Origin of the sequence: Streptomyces sp. NPDC020742 (assembly GCF_040641675.1) — a bacterium.
GTDB lineage: Bacteria > Actinomycetota > Actinomycetes > Streptomycetales > Streptomycetaceae > Streptomyces.
The window spans coordinates 339,891-354,173 of the sequence record NZ_JBFAEA010000005.1; the positions used below are offsets into that span (position 1 = coordinate 339,891).

Genomic DNA, 14,283 nt, shown 5'->3' on the forward strand with positions numbered 1-14,283 from the left:
AGGAAGGCCCGGCCAGGAGCAGGGGCCGCCCGGCCGGCCACGGCGTCCGGTCCGCGCTGTCAGTGCCCCCTGCCATGCTGACCGGCAGTACTGACAGGAGCAGGAGCGGGGGGAGCACGACATGGTGGAGCAGGCCACGCGGCGGATCGTCGAGCAGATCGTCGCACAGGCGCCGGCGGGCTGGACACGGGCGGTGCTGAGCAGCACGGCGGGCGGGGGCAGCATCGGGGTGTCCGGCGGCTATGCCGTTCCCGGCGCGCCCCTGTGGCACAACCCGGTGGCCAGCCCCTTCAGGGAGCTGGGAGGGCTGGCGGAGGCGTTGCGCGACGTCCGGGGCTGGGAGCGCACCAGCCTGGAGATCGCGTGCCAGCCGTCCGGGGAGTACGCCCTGGTCGCGACCGGGGACCCGATCACCAGCCTGCGCGGACGGGACGGCGGCTTCCAGGCCGTTCTGGACCCCGACCAGCGACTGCCCCAGCCCGGTTTCGGCCAGGAGGAAGGCACGGCCGCTCCGGACGGTGATCCGGAACTGGCCGTGACGCGGTTCCACGCGTACCTGGAGCGGCGCGCCGCGATCCTGGGGCGGTCCGAGCAGCTGCCGCCGCCCGCGTCCGCCGCCGCACTCGACGAGGCCGAGCGCCGGATCGGCCGCCCCCTGCCCGCCGATCTGCGGGCGCTGTACCGGATCGCCGACGGCGACACGATCGGCCATGAGTCCCCCTGCCTGCTCGGGGACATGATCTGGATGCCGCTGGCGACCCTGGTCGCCGTGCACGCCGGGCAGCGTGAGCCGCTCTGGCTCGGCTGGGAGCTGGCCTGGGACTCGATCGTCTTCGACGCGGAGCCGGCCGGCACCGTCCGGCGCTGCGGTGGGCACCCGGGCTGGCTGCCCTTCGCCACCGGCGAGGACGGCAACTACCTTGCGGTGGACCTGGCCCCGGCCCGCAACGGCCGCCCCGGCCAGGTCATCCGCATCGGCCGCGATTACCACGACGGTCCGCACCACGTCGCCGACTCGGTGACCTCGCTGCTCGGCCGGCATCTGGAGCTGCTGGAGCGGGGAGCCTACGAGCGGTACGACGACCACCTCTCCCTGGTGGAGCCCGACCACCGGCCCGGCCCCCACACCATCGTCGGCGAGCTCCCCGACGAGATCCCACCCACGCTCCAGGCCCTCCACCTCAACGACGCCGCCGGCCCGGTCGATCTGGCCCCGCTCACCGCCGCCCCGCACCTGCGCCTGCTGCACCTCAACCGCTGTGGCACCGCCGACCTGGCACCGCTGCGCGCGCTGCCCGTCGAATCGTTGCGGGTCACCCTGGACGGCGGTGACCTGACACCGCTCGAAGGCCACCGCGCCCTGACGTCCCTGGATCTGGAGACCACCGCGCCGGTCGACATCGCACCGTCGCGCACCTGCGCGGCCTGGACCTTTCCCGGGCCGGGGTCCGCGACCTGACGGTCCTGGCCGACCTGCCGGACCTGCGCTACCTGGCCCTCACCGCGCGCCAGTGGACGACCCTGCTGGACGAGGGCAAGGCCCCGCCCGCGCTCGCTGCCGCCCGTCTGGCCGACGACGCCGCCACCCTGGACGAGGCCCTGGCCTGGTCGGCCCGCCTCGGCCTGCACACCGGGGACGCCCTCCGCGCCACCGGCGCCCTCTGACCCGACGGCGGATGAGCCCCCGGCGGTCCCGTCGGCCGCGCGGTCAGACCTTCAGGGCGCCGTGAAGAGGGCCGGGAAGCGGGGAGCGAGCCAGGGCCTGCGGCCCCAGAAGAGGACATGGCCGCGGGCGCTGGCGGTCCACTGGTCACGGCGGCCAAGTGCCATGAGGAGGAAGGTGACCGGCTCGGTGAGGATGGTGCAGTCCGGACGGGGCGGCGGCGCGGAGGCGACCGACACCGCGCCGTCGGTCACGGTCACCCCGAATCGGGCACCGCCCCACAGCCGGAGCGCGTAGCGGGCGGTCAGCCCCGCCGTGCGGGCGGTGTCGGTCACCCGCGGCATGGCCGTGATCAGGAACGGCAGGGTCAGCTCGACCCGGGCACGGTCGATCATGTGGGGGCGCCCCAGCGCGCGGGCCAGGTCGTAGCCGTGGCCCAGCATGTGGGTGAGCAGGTACGAGCCCAGGACCGCCCGACTCATCGGGCCCAGGGGGGTGACCACGGACTCCTCCGCGGCGTCCTCGGCCATCGCCTTCAGGTAGGCGTCCGCCTGCGCCACGATCATCGCCGCCAGCGGCTCGGCCCGGCGCTCGTCGAACGCGGCGAGGGCCCGCTCGTTGGCCGCGGCGAGGCTCTGCGGGGTGCCGTCCCCGTAACTGCGGGGGTGCCCCGCCGCGATCTCGGCCATCAAGGCGTTGGCCTGTGCCAGATGTGCCGCCGCCTGCCCGACGGTCCACGCCGCCCCGGGTATCGCACGCCCCATGGCGGCACCGGGGCGCAGCAGCGCGGCGATCTCCCGGGCGGTGTCGCGTACGGCCGCACCGAGGCCCTCGGGCAGCGTGGCCGGTGCCCCCTTCCCCACTGCTGATTCCACGCGGTCCCGTCCTCGCTCTCGTGCCCGTGCCGGATGCGCCGGTGCCGGGACGGCACGTGCGTGACGGGCCGTCCCGGCGTACAGGAGACCAGGCCACAAGGGCCCCGGCAAGACTCTGTGCGGGACCCGCTCCTGCGACGAGCGCATCCGGCCCACAGGGCGTATATGTGAAGCCAGTGGATGTCCCTCTATGGAGCGGTACGGGCGCACCGCGCGGTGGTCCGCCCTCCGGGTCGCGGGCCGCGGCCCGGCAGCAGGAGAGCACTGTGAGAGTCCTGCAACCCACGCTGTCGAAGGTGCCGTGGATGCTCGCGGCACTGGCCCTGGTGGCCGGCGTGCTGCTGGACCTCTTCGCGCCCCAGCCGTACACGGGGCTCCCGCTGCTGGCCGCCGCACCGCTCGTCGCGGGCGCCACGCTCTCCTTCCGCTCCGCGCTGGCCGTGGTGTGTGCGGCGTGTGTGGTGTCGGTGGCGGTGGACCTGGAGCGCGCACGTCCGGCGACGCCGTTGCTGGTCGATCTGGCCGTGGTCGGGGTGATCGGCGTGCTGGCTCTCGCGGTCAACCGGCTCATCGTGCGGCAGGGGCGCGATCTGGCGGTGGCCAGGGACGTCGCGGAGGCGGTCCAGCGGGCGGTGCTCCCCGACCCGCCGAGGGAGGTCGGGCCGCTGGCCGTCGCCGCGGGGTACACGGCGGCACAGGCCGAGGCGCGGATCGGCGGTGACTTCTTCGCGGTGCTGGAGACGCCGTTCGGAGTGCGGATGATCATCGGTGATGTGCGGGGGAAGGGGATACCGGCCGTCGCCGCGGTGTCCGTCGCGATCGGCGCCTTCCGTCAGGAGGCCGAGTACACGTCCTCCCTGGTCACGCTGGGACAGCGGCTGGACGAGGCGCTGGCCAGGGCGGCCGCCAGGAGCGACCCGGTGATCGCCACGGAGGGCTTCACCACCGCCCTGCTGGCCGAGGTCTCCGCCGACGGCGAGGAGCTGAGCCTGGTGAACCGCGGACATCCGCCGCCGTATCTGGTGCGCGACGGACAGTTCGTACGGCTCGATCCGGCCGTCCCGCAACTGCCCCTAGGGGTGGGGTTGGACGACATCGCGCCGACCGGCGCCGCGCCGGTCGACGTAGTGCGGCTGTCCCCCGGGACCTCGCTGCTGCTGGTGACCGACGGGGTCACCGAGGCGCGGGACAAGCGGGGGACCTTCTACGACCCCGTCGCGTCACGGCACCTGCACCGGCCCTTCGGGGAACCCGAGGCACTGGTGGACGCCCTGGCCAAGGACGTCGGGCGCTGGACCGACGGCGCGCACGAGGACGACATGGCCATTCTGGTGGTCACCCGGCGCCCCCCTTCCCCCGCCGCCTGACCGGACGGCACACCCGGTCCTGGCCTCGGCACGGTCTCCGCTTCGGGGAGGCGGATCGCCCGTGGGGCGGTCACGGACCTGGCGCCCGATGAACTGCCGCTGTGCGATGCCCCCCTTCCGGCACCGGAAGCGTCCCGCCCGCCCCTGGGGCGCGTTCGACCCGCTTCCGGACGGCTGGCGCCCGCCGGACGCCCTGGTCGGACCGTCCCGCGCCCTCGTGGCCGGACTGGCGGCCACAGCGGCGGCGCTCACCGCCGCCACCGGCTGCTACGCCCTTGCGGTCACGGTCCACGACCTCGCGCCCGATGCTCTCACCCCGATCGGCCAACTCCTCAACTTCCTGCCGTTCCTGCTCGCCGCGGTGGCCGTCGTAGCGGCCGCTCTGATCTCCACGGCGCGGGCGCAGGAGCTCCGTACGCTGCACGGTCTGCTGGCGGCATGCGTCCCGGGGCTGCCCATTGTCTTCGGCGGAGACCTCATCCAGTCCAGCGCCCGGTGTCTGATCGGCCGGTGCACCGGCCCGCATCTGGCCAACTCCTGAGACCTCTTCCGCTGGTTCGAGCGCTGGACCCTGCCGGTCTCCTTGGTCCTCTCCGCACTCCTGGCAGCGGTCCTGGCCGCCGTCCTCGCATTCCGCACGGGGCGCGACCGTGCAGCAAGGGCGGGCGGTTGATTCCGCTCTCCCCTTAGGGCCGGCGCTCCCACGTCATCTCCCGACCCCGAGCCAGGCTCCGGTTCGGCCGATCGCCGGGGCGTACCTTCCCTTGGCGTGAGCGGACGGAGAACGATGGGGTGGGCTTCCCTCCGCACCGCCGAACGAGGGCCACGTGCCGGGCTGACCACCCGGCGGAGGCGCCGGACGGCTCGGACGGGAGCGGTGCGGAACGGGAGGAGAGCGGGCATGGAGTTGGAGCTTCGGCATCTGAGGGTGCTGTGTGCGATCGCCGATGCCGGGAGCCTGGGCCGGGCCGCGTCGGACCTGGGGTACTCGCAGCCGGCCATCAGCACCCAACTCAGGCGGATCGAGCAGCACTTCGGCCATCCGCTGTTCGAGCGGAACACCTCGGGTGTGGAGCTGACCCGGTACGGCACGGAGGTCCTGGCGCAGGCCCGGGACGTCCTGGCCCGCGCGGCTGCGATCGGGAGCCGGCCGGCCGAAGGCGGGGCGAGCATGCGCCGCCCCCTCCGCCTGGCCGCGACCAACTCACCGGTCCTGGCCGGCATGCTCATCCGGCTCCGGAGCCGGCTGCCCGATCTCGCGCTCACGGTGAGCAGTGTGTATGCGTCCTCGGAGATCGTCGAACTTCTGGAACACGGTGAGGTGGACGCCGCGATCGCCGCGGACTACCCCGGAAACGAACTGCGGCACTCGGCCGCCGTGGCGCACCGCGGGATCGTCACCGAGCCGTCCTTCGTCGCCCTGCCGGCCGGGCACCGGCTCCGGCGCTCCCGGGAGGTGGCGCTCGCCGACCTGGCCGACGACGCGTGGTTCCTGACCCCGGACGACGGGGCGGGCTGGCCGGAAGTGTTCTACGCGGCCTGCCGCGCGGCCGGGTTCACCCCGGCGGCGGTGCACGAATTCCTGGGCGATCAGCAGCAGTTGCAGAACATGATCGCCGAAGGCATCGGGGTCTCCCTCGTGCAGGCGACGCTCCGGCCGATCCCTGGCGTCCTCGTCAAGCCACTGGTCGGCACTCCCCTGTGGTGCCGCTATGTGCTGGCCTGGCGACGCGAGAGCCTTGCCGACGAGCTGGCGGACGCGCTCTTCACCTCCGCGGCCGCGGCATACCGCGCCCTCATCGCGCAGTCGCCGCACTTCCGGACCTGGGCCTCACGGACCTGGAACCTGGCAAGACGCCGGTAGGCGCTCAGCAACGTCGCGGTGCAGGTGTGGGAGTACCGGCCGGATGCACCATGGACACGCTGCTGACGCAGCCCGTCGCACCCGCCTCCTTCCCCCTGCCTGCTGCCTGCTGCCGACCGGGCCTCTCGGAGCGGTCAATCGGGGCCATGCGGAGCGGCCGTTCGGGCCGCGCGGCACCTCTCCCCGGGGGACCGACCACAGACCGACCACACGACGTTCGGCCGGATGTTATGACGCATGCGACCCAAGTACTATGTCACACCTTATTGTCGGCGGCCAGTGGGCCTGAGACGGTGCCACACACGCCTCAGCACGACCCCGAGGCGCATCTGCCCACGAAGGAGCATGGATGCGCTACCGCTTCCCCCTGCCCAGATCACTGGCTGGCGGCCTGGGCGCCTGCCTCGCCACGGCGGGCCTGCTGGCCGCGCCGGCACACGCGACGCCACGTCCGCCGGCCACCGTCCACGCCGTAACGGCGTCGTCCCGGCCCGCTCCCCACGCCGTACCACCGACCGGCCCGACAGCCGGCGCGAACGACAGGCCCGTGCTGTCGAGCCGACCGCTCGGCGTCGCCCAACTCCCTCCGCTCAGCGCGAAGAATCCCCCCATTTCTTCGACTGGTGCGGCACGGGACAAGGGCACCGAGCACGGCCCCGCGGCCTCCTGCAGCCCGTCCGACTTCGGCAGCCGGACCGGCGCCGAACTGGTCACGTTCGTCAAGGCCTCGACGACGGACTGCGTCAACACCCTGTTCAGCGTGACCGGCAAGGACGCCCACGACGTCTTCCGCGAGGACCAGATGGTCACCGTGGCCAACGCCTTCCAGGCCGGGGCGACGGCGTACCCCGGTGACAACGCGGACCACGTATGGCAGCTCGTACTGTTCCTGCGCGCTGGCTACTACGTGCAGTTCAACCATCCGGACGATGTCGGCAGCTACGGCCCGACCCTGGCAGCGGCCACCCAGGGCGCCCTGGACGCCTTCTTCGCCAACGCGCACTCCAAGGACGTCACTTCGGGCAACGGCGACGTCCTGGGCGAGGTCCTCATCCTCACCGACAGCGCCAACGAGCAGGCCCGCTATCTGAACACCTACCGGCAGGTGCTCAGCGGCTACAACAGCTCCTACGACGGCATCCCCAGCATGCTGGCGGCCGTCAACGACGTCTACACACCCCTCTGGCGCGGAAACTGGAACCCCGCCTACGTCCAGGCGGTCACCGCCGATCCGAGCATCGTCGACACCCTGAACGCCTTCGCGCTCGCCCACCTGGACATGCTGGGCACCGACAAGTCCTACCTCGACTCCAACGCGGGCATGAACGTCGCCCGGTACGTCGAGCACCCGGCGCTCCAGCAGAAGGTCCGGCCGCTGATGAAGGGCCTGCTGGACGCCTCGAAGATCACCGGCAAGACCGCGCCGCTCTGGGTCACCGTCGCCTCCCAGGCCGACGCCTACGACAAGGCCAACTGCTCGTACTACGGCGTCTGCGACCTGGCCGACCAGCTGACCAAGGCGGCGCTGCCGGTCACCCACGCCTGCGATGCGACGCACACCATCAAGGCGCAGGCGCTGACCTCGGAAGAGCTCAATGCCGCCTGCAGCAGCGTCCTCAGCCAGGGCGCGTACGTCCAGAGCCTGGTGAAGAACAACGGCCCGATCCCCGACCAGCACGAATCGACCATCCAGCTCGTCGTGTTCGGCAGTCGCAACGACTATCAGACCTACGCCGGGGTCATCTTCGGCGTCGACACCAACAACGGCGGCATCACCATGATCGGGGACCCCACCCGACCCGACAACCAGCCCCTGTCCATCATGTACCAGCGGAGCGACGACAACGGCTTCCCGGCCCGGATATGGAACCTCAACCACGAGTACACGCACTACCTCGACGCCCGTGACGACATGAAGGGCGACTTCGGCCAGCAGACATCGGTCCCGGACGTCTGGTGGATCGAGGGCTTCGCGGAGTATGTCTCGTACGGCTACCGCAAGATCACCGACGACGAGGCGGTCACCGAGGCCGGCAAGCACACCTACCAGCTGAGCGCGCTGTTCCAGAGCACCTACGCCAACAGCGACGTCACCCGCACCTACCCCTGGGGCTACCTCGCGGTCCGCTACATGTTCGAAAAGCACCCCGAGGACATCGCCACCATGCTCCAGCACTTCCGGACCGGCGACTACGCGGGCGGCTACGCCGTCTACCACACCGACATCGGCACGCGCTACGACGCCGACTTCGACACCTGGCTCACCGCCTGCGCGAACGGCGCCTGCACCGCCGGGGCAGCACCCACGAGTGCACCCTCGGCGCAACGGCCTCCGGCCCACCCGTCACACTGACCGACCGCCCACCCCACCCGGCCCGGCAGCGGCACCGCACCTCCATGGCCCTTCGGCAGCGGCGCGTCCCCCACGGCCGCCAACCGCCGAAGAGCCACACCGCCGCCGGGCCGGCACGTCGTTCCCCTCGATCGCCGTACGAACGGATCCGCACCGGCTTCGCCCAGAGCTCGGATCCGCAGCGGGCGCCGCCCTCCGGCCGTGCCGCGCCCGCCGGTCGAACGCGCCCGGGCCCCGGCCCGCCGGCCGGACTCCCCCGGAACCCGACTCCCTGCTGGAGGCATCCATGCGCGCGCTCTCCCGTCTCTCCCGTCTCTCCCGTCTGCTGTCCGTCGCCACCCTCTTACTCCCCGCGCTCGGCACCCCCCTGTTCAGCGCAGGCCCCGCCCAGGCCCTGGGCACCCCCCTGGCCCTCACCCCGCCCATGGGCTGGAACAGCTGGAACACCTTCGGCTGCAACGCAACCGAGCAGATCGTCAAGGACACCGCCGACTTCATGGCGGCCAGCGGTATGCGCGACGCCGGCTACCAGTACCTCACCATCGACGACTGCTGGATGGAACGGTCCCGCGACTCCGCAGGACGCCTCGTACCCGACGCGGCCAAGTACCCCCACGGCCTGGCCGAGCTCGCCGCCTACGTACACGGCAAGGGTCTGAAGTTCGGTGTCTACGAGAGCCCGACCTACCACACCTGTCAGGGCTTCCCCGGAAGTCTCGGCTATGAGCAGAAGGACGCCGACACCTTCGCCTCGTGGGGCGTGGACTTCCTCAAGTACGACAACTGCACGGCCAGCGACCCCTCCCAGCGCCCCGGCGACGAAAGGCTGCCGCTGGAGACCCGGGACAGCACCATGCGCGACGCCCTCGCAAGAACCGGCCGCCCGATCGTCTTCAGTCTCTCGCTCCAGCCCGCGGCCCAAGGCGAGTCCCCCTGGGAGTGGGGCAAGAGCGTGGCCAACATGTGGCGCATCGACGGGGACCGGGACGCCTCCTTCGACGGCCTCAAACGCCTCATCCACACCGACTTGGACAAGTCGAAGTGGGCCGCCCCCGGCGGATGGAACGACATCGACATGCTGGGTACCGGCAACTACGCCTTCGCGGCAGGCTCTTCCGACCCCACCAAGCGCCTGACGTACGACCAGGAGAAGTCCGAGCTCTCGGTCGCCGCGGTGCTCGCGGCCCCGTTGATCTCGGGTGCCGACCTGCGTACCCCCGCTGCCGCCGGCACGTCCGGCTTCCCCATCAGCGACCAGGACCTGAGCGTCTACCTCAACAAGGACGTCATCGCCGTCAATCAGGACAGCCGTGGCGAACAGGGCACGGCGGTCACCACCACGGGCGGCCTGAACGTGCTGCGTCGCCCCCTGGCCAACGGCGATGTCGCCGTGGCCCTGTTCAACGAGACGTCCTCCCAGGCCGCCCTCTCCACCACCGCGGGGGCCGTGGGCCTTCCACCGAGCAGCACCGGCTATGTTCTCAACGACCTGTGGGACCACTCCAGCCACGTCAGCACCGACGGCACCATCAGCGCCACCGTTCCGGCGGGCGGCACCGTGCTCTACCGGGTGAGCCCGCGGCCCGCCCGGTAGACCGACGGAGCGGACCTCGACGTTCGCCACGCTCGCGAGTTCCTTGGCGGGTGATGTCTGCGCTCTTCACGCCCGGTTCAGCGTGGCGACGGGCGGCTGGACAGCTTCCCGCACGCGGTGGTGGAGCCATGGGGACGCGGGACCGTCATCGCATCCGCGCCACCCGGGACGGAACGGGCGGCGCGGAGGGCGGCTTCCAGGGTGTTTGGGGCGCTGTCGATTCAGTGGGCGAAGCCCCAGTCGAGCATCTTGGTGGCGTCGTCGAAGCGGCCCTGGTCGTCCTTGAGGATCGCTCCGACCAGGGTGCGGTCGTCCCGCTTCGCGGCGAAGACGAGGGCGTAGCCGGCCTCCGGGCCGCTGCCCGTCTTGATGCCCAGGGCGCCGTCGTAGCTGCTCAGCAGCTTGTTGGTGTTGTCCCAGGTGTAGTAGCGGGTGCGGCCGTTGGCTGCCGGGGCCTCGGTCTTGAACTGCTTGTTCTTCACGATGTCGGCGAACACCGGCTGCAGCATGGCGCGCTGGCCGAGCTTGGCCAGGTCGCGGGCGGTGCTGTAGTTGTTGCCGTGCGAGATGCCGTCGAAGCCGTCGAAGTGCGTGCCGGTCAGGCCCAGTTGTTGCGCCTCGACGTTCATCTGGTTCACGAAGTCGGCGATCCGCGCGTCCGTGGTGTCCCCGGATCCCAGATTGTCGGCCAGGGCCATTGCGGCGTCGTCGCCGGACGGGATCAGCATGGCGTGCAGCAGCTGCTCGACGGTCAGCGTGTCGCCGGTCTGGAGGTCGGCGGTGCTGCCGCCGACCTTCTGGACGTAGTCCCGGTACTCCTGCTTCACCGTGATCTGCCGGTTCAGCCACTCCGGGTGCTTGAACACCACGACAGCCGTCATGATCTTGGTGGTGCTGGCCATCGACACGCTCTCGTCCGCCTTGGCCCCGCCCCACAGCTCCCGCTCCTGGCTGCCGTCGCGGGCGTCCAATAGGAAGGCATGTTCGGTGTTGATCTGAGGAGCGGTCTGATCCTGGGCATCCTGCGCATCGATGGCCTTGCCCTTGGCGGCGTGCCGCGCCTGCCGGACAGACTGGAACTGCCGCTGCGCACCGTGCTTCTGGCCGGCCGCTGTGGTGGCCTCGCTACCCTGCTGGTCGTTCTCGTCTGCGGAGTGCGTAGCGCCGGGGGTGGCCGCCTCTGCGAGGCCGCCGGCGGTGATCGGCAGGGCAGCACCGACCAGTGCGACCATCGCGATCCGGACTCCGGTGCGGTGTATTCGGTTGGGGCGGGCGTGGGAACCCATGGGGCGTCCATCCTTCCGGCGAAGGGACGCCGGCGTGTAGCAGAAATCGGGCTATAGCGAACCTACTTGTGCGATGGCGACGGCTCAAGTCGGCTATGTCGTAGCCCTGTAACGAGGTTCGCCTCCGTGGACGTGTTGTGCGGGTGACTGATGGGTCCCGTGAGGCCGCTCGCGCACGGCGCCCCGTCAGCCCCCTGGGGCCTACTGGTTCGCTGCCGGCGCCCGTCCGCCCGGCACGGCACGGCACCACCCGCCCACTCCGACGCATCCGGTTTCCGTCGGTCCGGCGACCGGATGCGCCCTGCTGCCCGACCGGCGGCGCCCGGTGAGGGCGGGCGCCCCCCGCCCCGGGGAGCGGGAGGCACCGGGAACGGCACCGAGCCGTGCGTGGCGGATGCGTAACTGATCGGTTCAGGCCGCGAACCCCCACTGGTGGGGCGTCGTTCGTCGCTGGGACGTGTCCGCCTACCGGGAGAGGGCCTGCCTATAGGGGGTCACCTCTCTACACTCTCTGCACTCTCTGGACTCCCTGGGGCCGGGGGCGGCGCGCTCGGGGTGGCGTGCAGGGCTCCGTGCAGATGGACCAGGCTGGCCCCTGGGGAACCGATCCGTACGTGCTCCACGAGGCAGACGATCAACTCGTGATCACCGAGCTTGAGTTGGTGGTGCCGCGTGCCGACCAGCCATGCGGCACAGTCGTCGAGCAGCGGCACCCCGTGCGGGCCGGTGTGCCAGCGGGTGGGCGGCGCGAACCGGTCGACGCCGACGGCCGCGAACCGCTCGGCCAGATCGCGCTGGGCGGCGCCGAGCAGCTGGATCCCGAACCTCTGGCAGCCCTTGATCCTGGCCCAGGTCGAGGACGTCTCGGCGAGCGCGAAGGAGACCAGCGCCGGTTCGGCGCTCACCGAGGTGAACGAGGTGATCGTCACCCCGGCGGGGCCGGAGGGCGTGGCCGCGGTGAGCACCGCGACGCCGGAGGCGTGCCCCCGCAGTGCGGTGCGCAGCTGCCGGGCGCCGACCGTGGGCGCCGCGGTGGTCACGAGCCCGTCCCTGAGGGCGTGGTCCCGATCAGCCGTTCGGGGCGGGGGGCCACGGCCGCGATGGAGCGCGGTGTGCCCGACGCCGTGTCGGGTCGGGTCTTGATGGTGATCCGGGCGGCCAGTTCGTGGGCGAGGGCACGCGCTTCGTCGGCCGACTCGCCACGGACGATGAGCAGCCCGGACCGGTCGTACGACCAGGCGATGGGGGCCACCGTGTCACCGGGCGCGACGGAGAGCTGCAGGGCCACCACCCGCGGATCGGCGCGCACCTCGTCGGCTCCGGTGACGGACTCGACGATGCCCGGCTCGGCGGTCAGGAAACGGATGGCGCCGCCGCCCCTGGCCGGGCCTGGCGTTATGGGCGCGGTACGGTCCGCGTACCAGAGGAAGCCCAGCGCGTCGATGTCCGTCCCGTACACCTCGTGGGCCAGGTCGGTGATCCGGTCGCCGCCGCGCCGGTTGTGGGACTCCACCAGGCGGGGGCCGTCGGGGGTGAGGATCACCTCGGTGTGCGAGGGGCCGTCCTTGACTCCGACGGCGTCCAGCATCCTGGTGACCAGCGCATCGATCCGGGCCGTGGCGTCCGCGTCGAGGCCCGCCGGCTGTACGTGCCCGACCTCGACGAACGAGTCCAGCTTCTCCTTGGCCGTGTACGCGACGACCACGTGCTCGCCCGCGAAGCTGAACGCCTCCACGCTGAACTCGGGGCCCTGCAGATACTGCTCCATCACGAAGGTATGCAGCCCGAACTCCGCTGCCCAGGCCGCGACGTCCGGCACCGCGTCGGGGCCCGGTACCAGCCGCACACCGAGGCTGCCGGATCCGTACCTGGGCTTGATCACCGCGGGCCCGTACTCGGCGACGAAGGCGCGGATGTCGGCCTCGTCGTGCCCCAGGCGGGCGGCGACCCCTTCGATGCCCCGCTCGGCGAGCAGCTCCCGGAAGGCCAGCTTGTCCTGCAGCAGGCGGACGGTGTCGAGGCCGGTGCCCGGCAGGCCGAGCGCCGTCGTCGCGGCCGCCGCCGACTCCAGGCCGTCTTCGATGATCGAGACGACCCGGACCAGCGGCCGGTGCCGGTGCACGGCGGCGAGGAGATCGGCGACCGCCTGCGGGTCGCGGTAGTCCGTGAGGTGGGCCTCGGCCACCAACTCCAGCCCCGACGGGTCGAGTTCATGCGGGCCGTGCAGCCAGACGATGTCGAAGCCGGCCTTCCGTGCCTTCTTCAGTGCGGCGACCTGGCCGCCGATGACCGCGATCCGCGGTGCGTTTTCGTGCGTCATGCGCGCAGCTCCCGTCCCGATGCGTTCTCCAGCCAGCGCACGACCTCGACGTTGTCGGCGCCCGCTGGCAGTTCGTCGTGCGCCTTCTCCCACAGCTCCTGGCAGGCGTGCCCGAAGGCGGCGGGGCCGCCCGCGGAGTCGAGCAGCGACGTGCCGATGCGGATGTCCTTGAGCATCAGGCGCAGCGCGAAGCCCGAGTCGAAGGTACCGGGCAGCACATGGTCGGGGAGCTTGGTCTGCGAGGCGTGGTTGCGGCCGGTGGACGCGTTGATCACCTCCAGCATCGCCGCGGGTTCCAGGCCGAACGCCCGCCCGGCGAGCATGACTTCGGCGACCGCGGCGAGATTGACCGCGGAGAGCAGGTTGTTGAGCGCCTTCAGCGCGTGGCCCGCGCCCGCGGGGCCCACCCGGTACACCTTGCCGAGCGCGCCGAGTACCTGCTCCGCTAGTGCCACGTGCTCGGGTTCGCCCGCGGCCATCAGCGTCAGCTCACCCGCGCGCGCGGCGGCCGGGGAGCCGGAGACCGGCGCGTCCACCACGGACACCTCGTGCGCGGCGGCCGCGCGGCCGAGGTCCAGCGTGTCCTCGGGCGCCGAGGAGCCCGTGTCGACGATCAGGGAGCCCGCGGCGAGGTGCGGGAGCAGCTCCTCGGCCACCTGCCGCACTGCCGCTCCGTCGGGGAGCATGGTGACCACCACCGGCGCGGCCAGGTCCGCGACGCCCTCCGCCGTGCGCACGCCCGGGTGCTCACCGGCCGCCGCGGCGACGCTCGGATCGGCGTCGTATGCGACCACGTCGAACCCGCGCTCCGCGAGGCGACGGCACATCCCTCCGCCCATGGACCCCAGTCCGGCAAATCCCACCCGCATGATCCGATCCGTTCCTTTCTCGGTACTTGTTGCTCGCGCGTCCCAGCGGACGCGCTCATGCCGTTCCGGTGCGCTCATGCCGTTCCGGTGCG

11 protein-coding genes are annotated in these 14,283 nt (G+C 71.8%); 6 read left to right on the forward strand and 5 right to left on the reverse strand.

Features of this window, described 5'->3' with window-relative positions; all coding sequences use genetic code 11:
* Positions 1–121: 121 nt before the first annotated feature.
* Positions 122–1,459: an SMI1/KNR4 family protein gene (locus AB0G84_RS13000; protein ID WP_361319147.1), complete on the forward strand. Its 1,338-nt coding sequence runs from the start codon at positions 122–124 to the stop codon at positions 1,457–1,459.
* Positions 1,460–1,716: 257 nt separating this feature from the next.
* On the opposite strand, the gene AB0G84_RS13005 is transcribed toward AB0G84_RS13000, so the two are convergent.
* Positions 1,717–2,538, reverse strand: coding sequence for a maleylpyruvate isomerase family mycothiol-dependent enzyme (locus AB0G84_RS13005; RefSeq protein ID WP_361319149.1), 822 nt, complete (start codon positions 2,536–2,538; stop codon positions 1,717–1,719).
* Positions 2,539–2,825: 287 nt separating this feature from the next.
* Between AB0G84_RS13005 and AB0G84_RS13010 the strand changes: the two genes are divergently transcribed.
* The 5 genes from AB0G84_RS13010 to AB0G84_RS13030 all read left to right on the forward strand — a co-directional run bounded on the left by AB0G84_RS13010 (position 2,826) and on the right by AB0G84_RS13030 (position 9,716).
* Complete coding sequence (locus tag AB0G84_RS13010; protein WP_361319271.1) at positions 2,826–3,905, forward strand: PP2C family protein-serine/threonine phosphatase; 1,080 nt, start codon at positions 2,826–2,828, stop codon at positions 3,903–3,905.
* 106 nt (positions 3,906–4,011) lie between these two features.
* Entirely contained in the window at positions 4,012–4,446 is a 435-nt protein-coding gene (locus AB0G84_RS13015) for a hypothetical protein (RefSeq protein ID WP_361319151.1), read from the forward strand.
* Positions 4,447–4,806: 360 nt separating this feature from the next.
* Positions 4,807–5,769 (forward strand): LysR family transcriptional regulator, encoded by a 963-nt coding sequence (locus tag AB0G84_RS13020; RefSeq protein WP_361319153.1) that lies wholly within the window; start codon positions 4,807–4,809, stop codon positions 5,767–5,769.
* 349 nt (positions 5,770–6,118) lie between these two features.
* A complete protein-coding gene (locus tag AB0G84_RS13025) occupies positions 6,119–8,122 on the forward strand; it encodes a collagenase (protein WP_361319155.1) in 2,004 nt (667 codons plus the stop codon).
* A 286-nt stretch (positions 8,123–8,408) separates the two neighbouring features.
* Entirely contained in the window at positions 8,409–9,716 is a 1,308-nt protein-coding gene (locus AB0G84_RS13030; protein ID WP_361319157.1) for a glycoside hydrolase family 27 protein, read from the forward strand.
* 221 nt (positions 9,717–9,937) lie between these two features.
* Here AB0G84_RS13030 and AB0G84_RS13035 read toward each other — a convergent pair whose 3' ends face one another.
* The 4 genes from AB0G84_RS13035 to AB0G84_RS13050 all read right to left on the reverse strand — a co-directional run bounded on the left by AB0G84_RS13035 (position 9,938) and on the right by AB0G84_RS13050 (position 14,191).
* Complete coding sequence (locus AB0G84_RS13035; RefSeq protein ID WP_361319159.1) at positions 9,938–11,002, reverse strand: serine hydrolase; 1,065 nt, start codon at positions 11,000–11,002, stop codon at positions 9,938–9,940.
* 494 nt (positions 11,003–11,496) lie between these two features.
* On the reverse strand, positions 11,497–12,042 hold the full coding sequence (locus tag AB0G84_RS13040; RefSeq protein WP_361319161.1) for a flavin reductase family protein: 546 nt from the start codon (positions 12,040–12,042) through the stop codon (positions 11,497–11,499).
* The gene (locus tag AB0G84_RS13045; RefSeq protein WP_361319163.1) at positions 12,039–13,322 is read right to left on the reverse strand and encodes an ATP-grasp domain-containing protein; all 1,284 of its coding nucleotides are present in this window, start codon (positions 13,320–13,322) and stop codon (positions 12,039–12,041) included. Before AB0G84_RS13045 ends, AB0G84_RS13040 begins: the two co-directional genes overlap by 4 nt.
* Entirely contained in the window at positions 13,319–14,191 is an 873-nt protein-coding gene (locus tag AB0G84_RS13050; protein WP_361319165.1) for an NAD(P)-dependent oxidoreductase, read from the reverse strand. The genes AB0G84_RS13045 and AB0G84_RS13050 overlap by 4 nt, the downstream gene beginning before the upstream one ends.
* Between the last annotated feature and the right edge of the window lie 92 nt (positions 14,192–14,283).